The sequence below is a fragment of the Campylobacter sp. RM12647 genome (genome assembly GCF_020138135.1).
Classification (GTDB): domain Bacteria; phylum Campylobacterota; class Campylobacteria; order Campylobacterales; family Campylobacteraceae; genus Campylobacter_E.
Window position 1 is genome coordinate 1 of record NZ_JACGAS010000031.1, and the last position, 16284, is coordinate 16284.

The window sequence follows — 16284 nt, forward strand, 5'->3', positions numbered from 1 at the left end:
AAGTTTAATATACATCATATTACTATTCAGCCAGAAACAATATAAAGGATTAAAATGAAAAAATTATTTTTTGTATTTATTTTATTAATTAGTTTTTTAAATTCAAGTGAGCTAAAAGTAGCTACTTCTAAAAATGTAGGAGAACTAAATCCACATTTGTATTCTCCAAATGAAATGTTTGCTCAAAATATGGTTTATGAAGGATTTGTCTCATACTCGCAAGATAATCAAATAATACCTAGCCTAGCTACTTCTTGGGAGATTAGCGAAGATGGTTTGGTATATACTTTTTATCTTAGAAAAGGAGTTAAGTTTTCTAACGGAGAAGACTTTAATGCAAATGCAGTAAAGCTTAATTTTGATGCAATTTTTGCTAATAAACAAAGGCATATTTCTTTTGCACTTGTAAGGGCTTTTGATTATCTTGAAGTGGTTAATGATTATGAAGTAAAGCTTCATTTAAAACATATTTATGAACCTACTTTAAGAGAACTTAGTCTTATTCGCCCTTTTAGATTTATAGCTCCAAGTGCTATGATTGATAATAATACAAAAGATGGTATAAAAGCACCAATTGGCACAGGTAAATGGAAATTCGTTGATACTAAATTAGGCGTTTATGATAAGTTTGTTAAAAACGAAAATTATTGGGGCGAAAAAGCTAAAATTGATAGTATAGTATGTAAAATAATTCCTGATCCAAGCTCAAAAGTAATAGCTCTAAAAACAAAAGAAATTGATTATATTTATACTGATGGAGAAATTAGCTTAGAAGATTTTATGAGCTTGCAAAAAAGCGATTATCAAACGCTAATCTCAAAGCCACTTAGCACTATTTTAATAGCACAAAATACAGCAAAATATCCAACAAATGATATTAATGTAAGAAAGGCTATTAATATGGCTATTAATAAAGATGAAATTAGCAAATATGTTTTCTATGGGACAAGACCAAAGGCTGATTTTTTCTATGATGATAATGTGCCAAATGGCAAAATTGATAGAAGTGCATACGAATATAATCCTAAAAAAGCTAAGCAATTATTACTTGATAATGGTTGGGAATTTAAAAATGGCTTTTTAGAAAAAGATGGCAAAAGATTAGATATAGTGATTTCTTATATAGGCATTAACGCAGAGCAAAAGGCTATATCAGAAGTATTACAAGCGAATTTAAAAGAAATAGGAATTAATCTAATCTTACAAGCTAATGAAAGCACTATATTTTATAAAAGACATAGAAATGGGGAATTTGAATTAATCTTTAATGCTACTTGGGGAGCTCCTTATGAGCCTGAAATTTTTATGGCTTCTATGGTTGCACCATCTCACGCTGATTATATGGCTCAAATTGGATTAAAGCAAAAACCACTAATTGATGAAAATATAGAAAAATTATCTAAAACAATGAATAAAGATGAAAAATCTAAACTAGCTAAAGAAATACTCACAATCTTACACGATGAAGCTGTATATATTCCTATTGTATATCATACAAATATATGCGTTGCAAGTCCTAAATTAAAAGGAGTTAAAACGAGTATTTTAAAATATGAAATTCCTTTTGATGATATAGAAATTAAGGAGTAGTATGAAAAAATTCATATTAAAAAGAACTTTATATGCCATTATTTGCTTGTTTTTAGCATCAATTTTTATTTTTTTATTAATTAGGCTAAATGGAACTGATGCTGTTATGAATTATTTGCAAGTTAGTGGGATAGCACCAACTGATGAAGCGATAGAGCATACAAGAATTATGCTAGGCTTAAATGAGCCAATAATTATTCAATATTTAGTTTGGATAAAAAACGCCTTGCAATTAGATTTTGGGACATCATATTTTACTAATCGTAAAATTGCACCTGATTTGTTTGAATACTTAGGAAATACTTTAAAGCTAACATCATTTGCCTTGCTTATAACTTTTGTAATCTCTATTCCTTTTGGGGTGTTTTCTGCAATTTATAAAAATCATTTTTTTGATTATTTTGTAAGGATTTTTTCATTTTTAGGTGTTAGCACTCCTAGTTTTTGGCTTGGTTTATTATTTATTTTATTTTTTTCTGTTGAGCTTAATTTATTGCCTCCTTTTGGTATAGGTGGGATTAATCATTTAATAATGCCTGCATTAGCAATATCTTTTATGTCCATTGCCATTAATGCTAGATTTATTAGAATTAATTTTTTACAAGCTTGTAATGAAAGATTTATAGCTTATGCAAAAATGCGTGGCGTAGGAAAGTATAAGATATATTCAAAACATATTTTATTTAATTCTTTACTACCTTTAATAACTGCTTTTGGTATGCATATAGCTGAACTTTTTGGCGGGGCTTTAGTGATTGAAAATATTTTTGCTTATCCTGGAGTTGGTCGTTATGCTGTAAGTGCTATTTATTATAGTGATTATCCTGTAATTCAAGCTTTTAGTATGATGATGTGTTTTGTGTTTATTTTAATTAATTTAATCACTGATATTTTATATGCGATAATTGACCCAAGGATTAGATATGAGTAAGAAAATTTATGAATATTTCGTGTATTTTTTATGTGCTTTTATAATCTTACTTGCTTTATTTGGTAAATATTATGCACCTTATAGTTCAAATGAGATTAATTTAGCGAATAAATTTGCTAGTAATTCATTATTGCATATTTTTGGGACTGATCATTTAGGGCGAGATATTTTCTCAAGGATTTTAGAAGGTGCTTATATTTCAATTCTAGCTACCTTTTCAACCATTATTATAATAATAGTTTTAGGCGTTAGTGTAGGTTTTATAGCTGGATTTTCAAATAATAAAATTGATAATTTTTTAATGAGAATTTGTGATATATTTTTATGCTTTCCTACTATTGTTTTGGCTTTATTTTTCGTAGGGATTTTAGGAACTGGTTTATTAAATATAATTATAGCCATTGCTTTAACTCACTGGGCTTGGTATGCAAGGATTATTAGAAGCATTGTTTTAAAGTTAAAAAATACTGAATATGTATTAATTAGCAAAACTTGTGGAGCTAGTAATTTTAAGATTTTTAAAAAGCATTTTGCAAAGCCTATTTGTATGCAGCTATTAGTATTAAGCACACTTGATTTGGGGCATATAATGCTGCATATTTCAGGTCTTAGTTTGCTTGGGCTTGGGGTAAAAGCACCACAGGCTGAATGGGGGATAATGATAGCTGAAACAAAAGATTATATTTTAACTCATTATGAGCTTATTTTGTATCCTGGAATTGCTATGTTAATTGTAATTATTGCTTTTAATTTATTAGGCGATATTTTAAGAGATAAATTTGAAAATTTAATACAAGTTGAAAGTCATGGATAAAATAATAGTAAAAAATTTAAATATATTTTATAAAGATACAGCCTTAGTAAATAATGTTAGTATGAATATACAAAGTGGAAAAATCACGGCTTTATTAGGGCTTAGTGGAAGTGGAAAAAGCCTAATAGCAACAGCTATTATGGGATATGTAGCAAATAATTTAAAGCTTAGCGGGAGTATTTGTTTAGATGATAATTCAAAGCAAAATATTGCTTGTATTATGCAAAATCCAAGAACAGCTTTTAATCCTTTATTTAGTATCAAAAACTGCTTTTATGAGACTTTAAAGGCAAGGAATTTAAAAATTGATAATGAATATATAAAAGAGATTTTAAATAAAGTTAAATTGAACGAAAGTGTTTTAAATCTTTATCCACACGAATGCAGTGGCGGAATGCTTCAAAGAATTATGATAGCTTTAGCCTTAGTATCTCGTGCGAAATTTATAATAGCTGATGAGCCTACGAGTGATTTGGATTTGATTTCTCAAGCTGCGGTTTTAGATATATTAGAAGAAATATCAAGCAAAATAGGGATATTGTTAATAACTCATGATTTTGGAGTGGTTGCAAGACTTGCTGATTATGTTTATGTTATGGATAATGCAAGGATTGTTGAAGAAGCAACTTGTATTGATATATTTAAAAACCCACAAGCAAATATAACAAAAGAATTAATTAATTCACATTTATCATTATATGGAGTTAGCAATGCTTAAGGTAGAAAATATCTCATATTCATATAAAAACTCAAATTTATTTAGCGATAAATATACTCAAGTTTTAAATGGAGTTAGCTTTAATTTAGATGAGAATAATTCTTTAGGTATTTTAGGAATTAGTGGAAGTGGCAAAAGCACTTTAGCAAAAATCATTGCTAATATTTACAAAGCAAATTCTGGAAATGTATTTTTAAACAATGTAAAAATACAAGATAATAAAGAGTATAAAAAATTAATTCAAATAGTATTTCAAGATTCAAGAGCATCTTTTAATCCTGATTTTAGCGTTTATGAAGCCTTGATTGAACCTTTAGAAAATCTTACTAATTTTAGCAAAAGCGAGATTAAAAAAAGAGCTTTAGAATGCTTAGAATTATTAGAATTAAATCAAGACTTATTAGATAAAAAATGCTCAATGCTAAGTGGGGGACAATTACAAAGACTAAGCATAGCAAGAGCTATTTCAATTAAGCCAAAAATACTTATTTTGGATGAAGCTACAAGTTCATTAGATGTATTAATTCAAGCAAAGATTTTAAAGACTTTAAAAAATCTTCAAAAGGATTTAAGCTATATCGTAATAACTCATGATTTAAGGATTATAAAATTATTTTGTGATGAAGTTTTAGTCCTTGATAAAGGCAAGGTAATTGAGAGCAAAAAAGTATGCAAGGATTTAGAATTTGAAAGCTTAATGGCTAAAGAATTAAGCAATAGTATATTAAAGCCTTTTCCTAAGGATTTTTATAAATAATATTTAAAAGATTAAATATAATTTTTGTAATTTTGTAAAAAAGTGTTACGAATTTACAAATTCTTATAATTAATCTTAAAAATTATTATGAAATTAAGCTTAGTTTATTAATATTTCTTTTTATTTTCAAAAAAGGTTTTTAATGAGTTCGACGCTACTTATTCAACAGATTTTCAATGGCTTTTCACTAGGCTCAATGTATGCACTAATTGCTATTGGATATACTATGGTTTATGGAGTTTTAAGGCTTATCAATTTTGCTCACGGCGATATTATGATGATAGGCTCGTATGCTTGTTTATTTGCACTTAATTTTTTTGCTTTTCCGTTTATACCTGCTTTTGGTTTTGCTATATTAATTTGTATTGCACTTGGAATTAGCATTGATAAGATTGCTTATAAGCCACTTAGAAATTCTCCTAGAATTTCACTATTAATAACTGCTATTGGAGTTTCGTTTTTCTTAGAAAATCTAATAAATGTATTATTTACAAGCACACCACAACCATTTAATGCACCAAGTATTTTGATAAATCCTATTAATTTATTTGATATTAGAATGTCTTTGCTTGATTTGATAATTCCAACTTTAACTATTATTATTTTAATAGCTGTTTTGTTGATTTTGTATAAAAGCAAATATGGAATTGCTATTCGTGCACTTGCTTTTGATATTTCAACCGTTGCTTTAATGGGAATTGATGCTAATAAAATTATAGCTTTTGTATTTGCACTAGGCTCAATGTTAGCTTGTATTGGCGGGATTTTTTGGGCGTGTAAATATCCACAAATTGACCCTAATATGGGAGTTTTAATAGGGCTTAAGGCTTTTGGAGCTGCTGTTTTAGGTGGTATTGGTAGCGTTGGTGGAGCTGTTCTTGGTGGGCTTATAATTGGATTTTGCGAAGTTTTAATAGTAGCTTTTGTGCCTGATTTAGCAGGGTTTAAAGATGGTTTTGCATTTATATTTTTAGTATTTGTTTTATTGTTTAAACCAACAGGAATTATGGGACAAGATTATGAAAGGAGTAGATTTTAATGAAAAATATATTTTCAATAATCATTTTAATCTTAGCAGTTTTAAGCATTTTTGCGGCTCAATATTGCTTGAGTGATTATGCTTTAAGAACTTTTATAAATATTAGTATTTTTATAATCTTGGCAGTATCTTATAATCTAATCAATGGTGTAACAGGGCAATTTAGCCTAGAACCTAATGGTTTTGTTGCAGTTGGTGCTTATATTACGGCTTTATTATTGCTTGATATTGAAGCTAAGCAAGATCAATTTAGCTTATTAGACCCGCATCCATTTATTTTATCATTTCATACTGATAGCTTTTTTATAGCTTTATTAGCGGGTGGTTTTGGTGCTTTGGCTTTATCTTTAATCTTAAGCTTTGCTGTTTTTCGTGTAAGGGGAGATTATTTAGCTATCGTTACGCTTGGATTTGGGATAATTATTAAATTAATTGCACTTAATTTCGCAGCTTTTACAAACGGAGTGCAAGGGTTAAATGAAATTCCAAAACCGAATAATTTTTTATATATAGTTGGAATTATTACTATTATTAGCGTTGTTTTAATACTTAATATCATTTATTCAAAATACGGCAGAGCAATGAAGGCTGTAAGAGATGATGAAGATGCAGCTTTAGCTATGGGGATTAATACTTTTAGGATTAAGACTTTAGCTTTTGGGACTAGTGCTTTTTTAGAAGGTGTAGCAGGTGGACTTTTAGCTTGCTATATCACAAGTGTTACGCCTGAACAATTTGACTTTTTATTTACATTTCAATTATTAATTATCATAGTTTTAGGCGGGTTAGGAAGCACTACAGGAGCAATTATTGGAGCTATTTTAGTAATTGGTGGAAGTGAGTGGCTTAGATTTTTAGATGAACCTATGAATATTTTTGGTTATGAGACAAAAGGCTTGCCAGGACTTAGAATGCTTGTGTTTTCTATCATATTAATTTTAGTAATGCTATTTGCAAGGCGTGGGATTTTTGGCGATAAGGAGCTAAGCGATATTATTTTTAAAAGGTTTAAAAAATGATTTTAGAGCTTAAGAATATTGATAAGAATTTTGGTGGAGTAAAGGCTATAAATAATGCAAATCTTAGCGTTAAGAAAGGCGAAGTTTTTGGACTTATTGGACCTAATGGAGCGGGGAAAACTACTTTATTTAATATAATTTCAGGAGCTTATAAGCCAAGTTCGGGCGAGATTATTTTTGATAATAAAAACATTACAAATCTAAATCAATTAGAAATCACAAAATTAGGCATTGCAAGGACTTTTCAAAATATTAGATTATTTTCATCTATGAGTGTGCTTGAGAATGTTTTAATAGGGCTAAATTGTAGTATTAATTACAATATTTTTGAAGCGTTTTTGCATATTGCAAGATATAAAAAGGCTGAAAAACAAGCAAGAGAAGAAGCAATAAAAATACTAAATACTCTTAAAATCTCTCATTTAGCTAATGCAAAATCAACCGAATTAAGTTATGGAGAACAAAGAAAATTAGAAATAGCAAGAGCATTAGCACTAAAACCAAAATTATTATTACTTGATGAGCCTGTAGCTGGAATGAATGGGACTGAGAGCAATGAATTAGCAGATATTATAACTACTCTTAAAAAAGAGCTTAGCATAGTGTTGATTGAGCATGATATGAAGTTTGTAAATAGCTTATGTGATAGGGTTTTAGTGCTTGATTATGGTAAGAGTATTTTCTTAGGCTCACCAAAAGAAGCAGTTAATAATAATGAAGTAATTAAAGCATATTTAGGAGATTTTTAATGTTAAAGGTTAAAAACTTAAGCGTTCATTATGGTTTGATTAAAGCTGTTGATGATATTAGTTTTCATATAAACTCAGGAGAAATCGTAAGTATAGTAGGCAGTAACGGGGCAGGTAAAACTAGCACTTTAAATGCGATTTTGAATATTCCTAAGCGTAGTGGGGAGATTAATTTTTTAGGTTATGAAATAGAAAGGCATAAAACTCATACTCTAGTTCAAAAAGGAATTAGCCTTGTGCCAGAAGGAAGAAGAGTTTTTGCAAATCTTAGCATAGAAGATAATCTTAAAATGGGAGCGTTTTATAATGCTGATAATTACGAGCATTTAAAAGAGCAAATGTATAGATTGTTCCCACGCTTAAAGCAAAAAAACAATACCTTAGCAAGGAATTTAAGTGGTGGAGAAGCACAAATGTTAGCAATCTCAAGAGCTTTAATGGGAGAGCCAAAATTACTTATGTTAGATGAGCCAAGTCTAGGACTTGCACCTAAGATTGTAGGAGAAGTTTTTGAGATAATTAAGGTTTTAAAAAATGAAGGAATTACTATTTTATTAGTAGAGCAAAACGCCCAACAAGCATTAAAAATAAGCGATAGGGCTTATGTTTTAGAAAATGGTAAAATCGTTTTAGAAGGCAAAGGAATTGACCTTGCAAATGATGATAATATTCGCAAAAAATATTTAGGAATTTAAATATAAAATCGGAATTAATTTTTCGGTTTTATATTTTAATATGATTTATTTTAGCCTTGTTATAAATTAATATTTATATATGAGATTTTATAATGATTATTTTTTTAGTATAAATATATTTTTATTATTTAACTTAGGAATTTAATTCTACTTATGTTTTAGCATTATCAATAAATATCAAGATGATTTTAAGTAAGATTTTATATAATCACTTTTATCTAAAATGAAAGTGTGTGATGAAAAATAAGAATTTAATTTACCAACTAGAAGGAAAACCCCCGTTTTTTGTAGCACTTCCTTTGGGAATGCAGCATGTTCTTGCTATGTTTACAGGAAATTTAGCCCCCATTTTGATAATTATAGGGGTGTTAAATAGTACGAGTATTGTAATATCCACGCAAGAAAGTATCAGTTTAATCCAATCAGCTATGCTAGCTTCTGGCATAGTAACTCTTCTGCAACTTTATCCAATCAAATATAAAAATATCCAAATAGGTGCTAATCTTCCAATAGTTATGGGGACTACATTTGCTTTTGTGCCAACAGCTATAAGTGTTGCAAATACTTATGGTTTTAGTGCAATTTTAGCTTCTTCTCTTATAGGCAGTATAATTACTATATTTATTGGTTTTGCTTACAAATATATTACAAAGATTTTATCTGAATTAGTAATAGGTGTTGTATTAATTGCAATCGGCATTAATTTATTAGATGTAGGTGTTAATTATTGTGCGGGTGGTTTAGCTGCTAAAAAAATGGGAACTTATGGGGATATTATTAATTTATGTTTATCTTTTAGCACTTTTGCAATCATTATTGCTATTCAACGATTTGCAAAGGGTATCTTTAAAGTTTCAGCTATTTTAATAGGTCTTGTTGTGGGATATTTTTTAGCTTATATGGTAGGTAGAGTAGATACTAGTATTATTAGCGAAGCAAGTTGGTTTAGCTTGCCTATTCCAATTATTTTAATTAATGAATTTCATTTTGAACTAGCCCCTATTGTAAGTGCCATTATCGTTTATATAATCACAAGTTTAGAAACTATTGGAAATGTTAATGGAATTACCGTAGCAGCTTTTAATAGGTGTGCTAAAGAAAAAGAAATCAGTGGAGCTATTTTAGCAGATGGTGTTGGTTGTATGGTGGCTAGTTTGTTAAATGCTTTACCTAATACAGCTTATGGTCAAAATGCAGGAATAATAGCAATGACAAAAATTATAAATAAATATTGCATAGCTTTAGGTGCTTTTTTTATTATAGTATCAGCTTTTATTCCTAAATTAGGAGCTGTTTTTAGGACTATTCCAGATAGTGTTTTAGGGGGTGCAGTTATTATGATTTTTGCTATGATTTTGATAAATGGTATTAAGATTGTAGCTTATGCTGGATTTAGCAACAAAAATGTAATGATATTAGGTATTACTTTTGGTCTTGGGTATGGGTTTGGAGTCCATCCTGAAATTACTAGTAATTTGCCAGGTTATATAAGTTGGGTTTTTAAAGATAGCATAGTAGGAGTTTGTGTAATTTCTATGATAGCTTCTTTAATTTTTGCAAAAGATAAATAAGGGTGAGTATGAAAGAAGAATTTAAAACGATAGGTAAAAGTGAAACAAGATGGGATGCTTACGCTAAAGTTACAGGTAAAGCAATTTATACTGCTGATATTCCTACTAAGAAAAAGTTTTATGCAAGAATAGTAAGATCTAGCATAGCACATGGATATGTTAAAAGTTTTGATTTTAGCGAAGCTTTAAAGGTTGATGGGGTTATTAAAATTTTAACTTATAAAGATATGCCAAAAACTAAGTTTGCAACCGCAGGTCATCCATTTGGACTAGACCCAAAGACTAGAGATAGGTATGATAGAACCATTTTAACAGAGCATGTTAGATTATTTGGAGATGAAATAGCAGCTATTATTGCAACCACTGATTTAGCTGCAAAAATTGCTGTAAGTAAGGTAAAGGTTGAATATGATGAGCTTCCTTTTTATCTAACCCCACAAGAAGCAATGCAAGAAGGAGCTGCGAAAATTCATGAGGATTTAGATAGCAATATAATGGCTCATACTATTAGTAAAGTTGGAGATGTAGAATCGGCTTTAGCTAATAGCGATTATGTTTTTAGTGATACATTTAAAGTTCCTTTACAACAACATTGCCATATGGAAAATCAGATTGCTTATGCTTATAAAGACCAAGATAATCGTTATGTGGTAGTAAGTTCAACTCAAATTCCACATATTTTAAGAAGAATTTTAGGCGAAGTTTTTGAAAAACATTGGAGTTATTTTAGAGTAATAAAACCTTTTGTTGGTGGTGGTTTTGGTAATAAACAAGAAGTAACAATAGAGCCACTTTGCGTTGCTTTATCTATGGCTATGGGTGGAGAAATTGTTCAAATTGCACTTGATAGAGAAGAAAGTATTGCATATACTAGAACAAGACACGAAATGGAATATAAAGCAAAAATGGGTATTAGTAAAGATGGCTTTATAAATGCTTTAGATATAGAAGTATTATCAAATAAAGGAGCTTACGCATCTCATACTCATTCGGTTGGTATTAAAGGTGGTGGAGTTTTATTATCTTTATATAACATTCCTAACTTTAGATATGACATTAAAACCGTTCATACAAATATAGCAACAGCTGGGGCTATGAGAGGATATGGAGTTCCACAGGTTATGTTTTTTATAGAAAGTTTTATGGAAAATGTAGCTAGAAAAATGGGTTTTGATTCTATTAGTTTTAGAGAAAAAAATATAGTAGGAAATGATGTTTTAAATCCACTAAATCAAGTTATTCAAAAATCAGCTAAATTAAAAGAATGTATTGAGGTTGCTAAAGAGAAATTTAATTACTATGAAAAACAAAAAGCCTGTAAAGAATTTAAACACCCTTATAAAAAGCGTGGAGTAGGGCTTGCAACTTTTACTTATACAACAGGTGTTTATCCAAAGGGCTTAGAAACAGCAGCAGCTAGAGTAATACTAAATCAAGACGCACATATTAAACTAATGCTAGGTTCAACTGAAATCGGACAAGGTTCTGATACGGTTTTAGCTCAAATGGCAGCAGAAGTTTTAAGTATTCCTTATGATTGGGTTATAGTTGATGCGAATACTGATACAGATACAGCTCCATTTGATACAGGAGCTTATGCTTCAAGACAAAGCTATGTAACAGGGCTTGCAGTAAAAGAAGCTGCTTTAAAATTAAAAACAAAAATATTAAAAGCAGCAGCGAGATTAAAAGATGTTGATTTTGCAAATCTTGATTTAGAAAATGCAAATATTGTTTTTAAGAATAAAGAAGTTTTAATGAGTTTGGCTGATTTTGCTTTACACACTACTTATGATTGGCAAAAGGCTAAAAGTTTATCGGCATTTGCAAGTGTAAATTGCCATACAAATTCTTATAGTTATGGTATTACTATGGCTATGGTTGAAGTTGATATGAATACAGGAAAAATAGAGATATTAGATATTTTAAATGTTCATGATGCTGGTAAGGTATTAAATCCACTTTTAGCAAGCTCTCAAGTAGAAGGTGGAATGGGAATGGCAATTCCTTATGCTTTATTAGAAGAATTAAAATATGACAAAAAAACAGGTAAGATTTTAAATAATAATCTTTTAGATTATAAAGTTCCAACTGCACTTGATGTTCCTGATTTAGATGTTAGTTTTGTTGATAATTATGACCCTTATGGTCCATTTGGTAATAAGTCTTTAGGTGAACCTCCTATGTGTTCTCCTGCACCTGCTATTAGAAATGCAGTGCTTGATGCTACAAATATAGAGTTTAATCAAATTCCAATAACACCAGAAAGATTTTTTCAAGCTAAGGATAAAGAATGTATTATTTAAGTAATTACACGGAAGCAAAAAGCGTTAATGAAGCTAGTAGGCTATTAAAAACTATAGATGATTCGGTATTAATTGCAGGCGGAACTGATATTTTAATTAAACTTAGAAGTTTGGATAAAAAATACGCAAATAAGCATTTAATAGGAATTAATACTTTAAAAGAATTAAAAACTATAACAATTGATGATGAGTTTATTCATATAGGTGCATTATGCACTTTTGATGATATAGAAAATAATGAAATTATAAAAAATAATTTAACAAATCTAAAACAAGCAGCTGCTCTAGTTGGTGGCCCGCAAATTAGAAATATGGCTACAATAGGTGGAAATATTTGCAATGGTGCAACTTCTGCTGATAGTGCTTCAAGTCTTTTTACTCTTGATGCGATTTTAGTTATTTACAACGAAGACACACGCAAAGAAATTGCTATAAATAATTTTTATATTAGTTCTGGTGTTGTTAAATTAGAAAAAGGAGATATTTTAACAAGTATTAAAATTCCTAAAAAATCTTTTAATGGTTATGTTAGTAAATATATAAAATTTGCTCAAAGAAATGCTATGGATATAGCTACAATTGGAGTTAGTGTTATGTTAAAAACTAATAATGATGAGATAATTGATTTAAAATTAGCTTATGGAGTTGCTGCTCCTACTCCTATTAGAGCTAAAGAAAGTGAAAAATTAGCAAAAGGTTTAAAATTAACTAAGGAAAATATTGAAAAAATTGCTAATAATATTTTAAATGAAACAAAGGCAAGAGATTCTTGGAGAGCTTCTAAAGATTTTAGAAATAATCTTTTAACAACGCTTACAAAAAGAGCTATTTATGAATTAATAGGAAAAAATTATGAAAATTAAAACTTATATAAATGATAAATTTTATGAATTACACATTGACCCTAGAATGTCATTGCTTGAATTAATAAGAAATGTATTGCAACTAAGTGGAACTAAAGAAGGCTGTAGTGTTGGTGAATGTGGAGCTTGTGCTGTTTTAGTTGATGGTAAAAATATAAATAGCTGTATTTATTTAGCAGCTTGGGCTGATGGTAAAAAAATAACTACTATAGAAGGTTTAACCCCTTTTGATGGCTTAAGTCTTTTACAAGAAAATTTTGTAAAAAATGGGGCTGTTCAGTGTGGATTTTGCACTCCTGGGTTTATTATTTCATCAACTGCTTTGCTTAGTAAAAATAAAATGCCTACTAAGTTTGAAATAAGGCGAGGGGTGTCTGGTAATCTATGTCGTTGCACAGGATATAAAAAAATCTTTCAAGCCATAGAAGATACTGCAAATAATGCTAAATGAAGCTTTAGATATTAAATATAAAGACAAAATTGCGATTATAGGCTCTGGTGGGAAGACCACTTTTGCTTATAATCTAGCTAAACAAAATCAAGATAAAATCACAATTCTTACAACAAGTACAAAAATGTATGAAGTAAAAGATATAAATTTTAATAATCTATATAATCAAACAAGTATTACAAATCTTAAAAAAGGCGTTAATTTATGTGGAAAAATTATTGACAATAAAGTAAATGCTTTAGATGATTTTAGTGATTTTTATAAAAATTGTGATTTGTTTATATATGAAGCTGATGGAGCTAAGGAATTGCCTTATAAAGTTTGGAAAAATAATGAGCCTGTTATTTTAGAAAATACCAATAAAATAATAGGAATTATTCCACTTCATTTATTAAATTATCAATTAAATGAGAATTTCATTCATAGGTTTGATGATTTTTTGAAAGTATTTGAAGTGAGTAAAAATGATGTTTTAAGTATTGATTTAATAGAAAAAATTTGTTTAAAAATGTTTGAAAATATTAGTTTAAATTCTGATAATTTTATTTTTTTTAATAGATGTGATGATTTAAAAGTATTAAATGAACTTGCAAAAAGATTAAAAAATTTTAGATTATTAGCTGGTTTTTTAAAAGAAGAAAAATATATAAGGCTTAATTTTTGAAAGGAATTTGTATTATTTTAGCAGCTGGATATTCAAGAAGGCTTGGTTTAAATAAATCATTTTTAAAATATAAAAATACTTATTTTATTGATTTGATTATTCAAAAAACTTTAGAGCTTAATATGGATATTAAAATAGTTGCTAATGAGAATAATTACGAGTATTTAAAGACAAATTATAAAGATTTTAATGTGGTTTTAAATGCCTTTAATAAGGGTCAAAATACAAGTATAAAAATAGCTTTAAACAATGTTTTAGATTATGATTACGCAATATTTTTACCGATTGATCAAATATTTTTAAAAACTAATTCAATAAAAACTATCATTTCAAAATATAAAGAAAATTATATTGTTGTTCCTAGATTTAATAATATTAATTCCTTGCCTACTATTTTTGATAAAAAATATTTTAAAGAATTGTGCGAATTAGATAATGATAGCGGTGGAAAAGTGCTAATTCAAAAATATAAAGATAAAGTAATTTTTGTTGATTTATATGATGAATTAGAAGGAAAAGATATAGATACTAAAGAAGATTTAAGGTTGATTGATGAGTGAATTTGTAATTATTAGAGGAGCGGGTGATATTGCTAGTGGTATTGCTGCTAGGCTTTTTAGAGCAGGCTTTAAGATACTTTTATTAGAATGTTTAAAACCAAGTTCAATTAGAACAAAAGTTTGTTTTTCTCAAGCAGTTTATGATAAAACTTGTGAAATAGAAGGTATAAAAGCGAAGTTAGTTAATAAAGATGAGATTTTAGATTGTAAGGATTTTATCCCTATTATAATTGATGAGAATTTAGATATTTTAAATTATATAAAACCAAGGGCTTTAATTGATTCAATTTTAGCTAAAAGGAATTTAGGAACAAATATTAATATGGCTCCTGTTGTGATTGCTATTGGACCTGGGTTTTGTGCTGGAATTGACGCTCACGCTGTAATCGAGAGTAATCGCGGCCATAATTTAGGCAAGGTTATTTTAAGTGGTTTTACTGAAGAAAATACAGGAATTCCTGCTGAAGTAAAAGGAATTGGAGCAAAAAGAGTAATCTATGCAAACGATAATGGAATCTTTAAAGCTATTGCTAAAATAGGTGATATTGTAAAAGAAGAAGAAATTATTGCATATATTGATAATACACCTGTTAAAGCTAGCATAAGTGGGCTTTTAAGAGGTATTATTAATGATAATTTTGAAGTAGTAAAGGGTCTTAAAATTGTAGATATTGACCCAAGAATTAGTGAATATGAAAATTGCTTTAGTATTTCAGATAAGGCTAGGAGCATAGGTGGTGGGGTTCTTGAAGCTTTGATGTATTTTGAAAATAGGAATAAAAATGGATGAATTGATAATAAAAGAAATGTATAAAAGATGTGAGAAAAATGAAAAAATTGCCTTAATAACTCTTACCAAATCAAGTGGCAGCACTCCTAGAAATGCAGGTTCTATGATGGCTTTATTTAGCGATGGCACAAGTATTGGAAGTATAGGTGGTGGTAAATTAGAATTTGAAGTTTTAAAAGAAGCTAAAGAATGTTTAGAAAATAATAAAAGTAAAATTTTTAATCACGAATTAACACCGAATGGAGATTTAAAAATGCAGTGTGGCGGGCTTGCAAGTGGTTATATAAAAATTATTAATCAAAAAGCAAAATTAATAATATGTGGAGCAGGACATATTGGTAAAGAAATACTATTTTTATCAAAATATTTAGGTTTTTATTCAATTTTAATTGATGATAGGCAAGATTATTTGCAAGGTTTAGCAAATGAAGAATATTTCAGCAATTATGAAGATTTGAGTTTTTTAGATATTGATGATAATACTTATGTAATTATTGTTACAAAATCTCATTTAGATGATTATAAATGCTTAAAAAATGTAATAGATAAAAATGCAAAATATGTTGGTGTTATTGGAAGTAAAACTAAACATAAATTCATTAAAGATGAGCTGATTAAAGATAATTTTAGTGCCGAATTATTTAATAAAATTTATGCTCCAATAGGTTTAGACATTGCAAATCAGGAGCCAAGAGAAATTGCGTTTAGTATTTTAAGTGAGGTTTTACTTATCAAAAATCAAGGTAAATTAGCACATAAAAAAATTT

The 16284-nt window shown here is 28.7% G+C and carries 17 protein-coding genes; all 17 read left to right on the forward strand.

The genetic code is table 11. The features are described 5' to 3' along the window. Window positions 1-54: 54 nt before the first annotated feature. Window positions 55-1590: a nickel ABC transporter substrate-binding protein gene (gene nikA, locus AVBRAN12647_RS08855; RefSeq protein ID WP_336615046.1), complete on the forward strand. Its 1536-nt coding sequence runs from the start codon at window positions 55-57 to the stop codon at window positions 1588-1590. Window position 1591: 1 nt separating this feature from the next. Further along, window positions 1592-2521, forward strand: coding sequence for an ABC transporter permease subunit (locus AVBRAN12647_RS08860; protein WP_336615047.1), 930 nt, complete (start codon window positions 1592-1594; stop codon window positions 2519-2521). Next, complete coding sequence (gene nikC / locus AVBRAN12647_RS08865; protein WP_336615048.1) at window positions 2514-3335, forward strand: nickel ABC transporter permease subunit NikC; 822 nt, start codon at window positions 2514-2516, stop codon at window positions 3333-3335. The genes AVBRAN12647_RS08860 and nikC overlap by 8 nt, the downstream gene beginning before the upstream one ends. Continuing rightward, window positions 3328-4053, forward strand: coding sequence for an ABC transporter ATP-binding protein (locus AVBRAN12647_RS08870; protein ID WP_214118843.1), 726 nt, complete (start codon window positions 3328-3330; stop codon window positions 4051-4053). Before nikC ends, AVBRAN12647_RS08870 begins: the two co-directional genes overlap by 8 nt. Next, window positions 4046-4810: an ABC transporter ATP-binding protein gene (locus tag AVBRAN12647_RS08875; protein WP_239802934.1), complete on the forward strand. Its 765-nt coding sequence runs from the start codon at window positions 4046-4048 to the stop codon at window positions 4808-4810. The genes AVBRAN12647_RS08870 and AVBRAN12647_RS08875 overlap by 8 nt, the downstream gene beginning before the upstream one ends. A gap of 142 nt (window positions 4811-4952) precedes the next feature. Beyond that, window positions 4953-5849: a branched-chain amino acid ABC transporter permease gene (locus AVBRAN12647_RS08880; protein ID WP_214118846.1), complete on the forward strand. Its 897-nt coding sequence runs from the start codon at window positions 4953-4955 to the stop codon at window positions 5847-5849. Next, window positions 5849-6868 (forward strand): branched-chain amino acid ABC transporter permease, encoded by a 1020-nt coding sequence (locus AVBRAN12647_RS08885; protein ID WP_442862258.1) that lies wholly within the window; start codon window positions 5849-5851, stop codon window positions 6866-6868. The genes AVBRAN12647_RS08880 and AVBRAN12647_RS08885 overlap by 1 nt, the downstream gene beginning before the upstream one ends. Then, window positions 6865-7617, forward strand: coding sequence for an ABC transporter ATP-binding protein (locus tag AVBRAN12647_RS08890; protein ID WP_214118849.1), 753 nt, complete (start codon window positions 6865-6867; stop codon window positions 7615-7617). Before AVBRAN12647_RS08885 ends, AVBRAN12647_RS08890 begins: the two co-directional genes overlap by 4 nt. After that, window positions 7617-8312: an ABC transporter ATP-binding protein gene (locus tag AVBRAN12647_RS08895; RefSeq protein ID WP_214118851.1), complete on the forward strand. Its 696-nt coding sequence runs from the start codon at window positions 7617-7619 to the stop codon at window positions 8310-8312. The genes AVBRAN12647_RS08890 and AVBRAN12647_RS08895 overlap by 1 nt, the downstream gene beginning before the upstream one ends. 236 nt (window positions 8313-8548) lie before the next feature. Next, window positions 8549-9883: a uracil-xanthine permease family protein gene (locus AVBRAN12647_RS08900; protein ID WP_214118853.1), complete on the forward strand. Its 1335-nt coding sequence runs from the start codon at window positions 8549-8551 to the stop codon at window positions 9881-9883. A gap of 8 nt (window positions 9884-9891) precedes the next feature. Further along, a complete protein-coding gene (xdhA, locus tag AVBRAN12647_RS08905; RefSeq protein ID WP_336615049.1) occupies window positions 9892-12189 on the forward strand; it encodes a xanthine dehydrogenase subunit XdhA in 2298 nt (765 codons plus the stop codon). Then, a complete protein-coding gene (xdhB, locus tag AVBRAN12647_RS08910; RefSeq protein WP_336615050.1) occupies window positions 12177-13052 on the forward strand; it encodes a xanthine dehydrogenase subunit XdhB in 876 nt (291 codons plus the stop codon). The genes xdhA and xdhB overlap by 13 nt, the downstream gene beginning before the upstream one ends. Beyond that, a complete protein-coding gene (locus AVBRAN12647_RS08915; RefSeq protein WP_336615051.1) occupies window positions 13042-13503 on the forward strand; it encodes a (2Fe-2S)-binding protein in 462 nt (153 codons plus the stop codon). The genes xdhB and AVBRAN12647_RS08915 overlap by 11 nt, the downstream gene beginning before the upstream one ends. Next, on the forward strand, window positions 13493-14167 hold the full coding sequence (yqeC, locus tag AVBRAN12647_RS08920) for a selenium cofactor biosynthesis protein YqeC (protein WP_336612895.1): 675 nt from the start codon (window positions 13493-13495) through the stop codon (window positions 14165-14167). Before AVBRAN12647_RS08915 ends, yqeC begins: the two co-directional genes overlap by 11 nt. After that, window positions 14164-14727, forward strand: coding sequence for an NTP transferase domain-containing protein (locus AVBRAN12647_RS08925; protein ID WP_336607688.1), 564 nt, complete (start codon window positions 14164-14166; stop codon window positions 14725-14727). Before yqeC ends, AVBRAN12647_RS08925 begins: the two co-directional genes overlap by 4 nt. After that, window positions 14720-15517, forward strand: coding sequence for a selenium-dependent molybdenum cofactor biosynthesis protein YqeB (gene yqeB / locus AVBRAN12647_RS08930; protein WP_336614307.1), 798 nt, complete (start codon window positions 14720-14722; stop codon window positions 15515-15517). The genes AVBRAN12647_RS08925 and yqeB overlap by 8 nt, the downstream gene beginning before the upstream one ends. Further along, window positions 15510-16284, forward strand: a 775-nt coding sequence (locus AVBRAN12647_RS08935) for an XdhC family protein (protein ID WP_336615052.1), incomplete at its 3' end; no start/stop codon positions are given. The genes yqeB and AVBRAN12647_RS08935, both read left to right, overlap by 8 nt.

Coding starts and splice junctions, on each gene's coding strand:
- nikA (WP_336615046.1), top strand. CDS start 55: ATGAAAAAATTATTTTTTGTATTTATTTTATTAATTAGTTTTTTAAAT.
- AVBRAN12647_RS08860 (WP_336615047.1), top strand. CDS start 1,592: ATGAAAAAATTCATATTAAAAAGAACTTTATATGCCATTATTTGCTTG.
- nikC (WP_336615048.1), top strand. CDS start 2,514: ATGAGTAAGAAAATTTATGAATATTTCGTGTATTTTTTATGTGCTTTT.
- AVBRAN12647_RS08870 (WP_214118843.1), top strand. CDS start 3,328: ATGGATAAAATAATAGTAAAAAATTTAAATATATTTTATAAAGATACA.
- AVBRAN12647_RS08875 (WP_239802934.1), top strand. CDS start 4,046: ATGCTTAAGGTAGAAAATATCTCATATTCATATAAAAACTCAAATTTA.
- AVBRAN12647_RS08880 (WP_214118846.1), top strand. CDS start 4,953: ATGAGTTCGACGCTACTTATTCAACAGATTTTCAATGGCTTTTCACTA.
- AVBRAN12647_RS08885 (WP_442862258.1), top strand. CDS start 5,849: ATGAAAAATATATTTTCAATAATCATTTTAATCTTAGCAGTTTTAAGC.
- AVBRAN12647_RS08890 (WP_214118849.1), top strand. CDS start 6,865: ATGATTTTAGAGCTTAAGAATATTGATAAGAATTTTGGTGGAGTAAAG.
- AVBRAN12647_RS08895 (WP_214118851.1), top strand. CDS start 7,617: ATGTTAAAGGTTAAAAACTTAAGCGTTCATTATGGTTTGATTAAAGCT.
- AVBRAN12647_RS08900 (WP_214118853.1), top strand. CDS start 8,549: ATGAAAAATAAGAATTTAATTTACCAACTAGAAGGAAAACCCCCGTTT.
- xdhA (WP_336615049.1), top strand. CDS start 9,892: ATGAAAGAAGAATTTAAAACGATAGGTAAAAGTGAAACAAGATGGGAT.
- xdhB (WP_336615050.1), top strand. CDS start 12,177: ATGTATTATTTAAGTAATTACACGGAAGCAAAAAGCGTTAATGAAGCT.
- AVBRAN12647_RS08915 (WP_336615051.1), top strand. CDS start 13,042: ATGAAAATTAAAACTTATATAAATGATAAATTTTATGAATTACACATT.
- yqeC (WP_336612895.1), top strand. CDS start 13,493: ATGCTAAATGAAGCTTTAGATATTAAATATAAAGACAAAATTGCGATT.
- yqeB (WP_336614307.1), top strand. CDS start 14,720: ATGAGTGAATTTGTAATTATTAGAGGAGCGGGTGATATTGCTAGTGGT.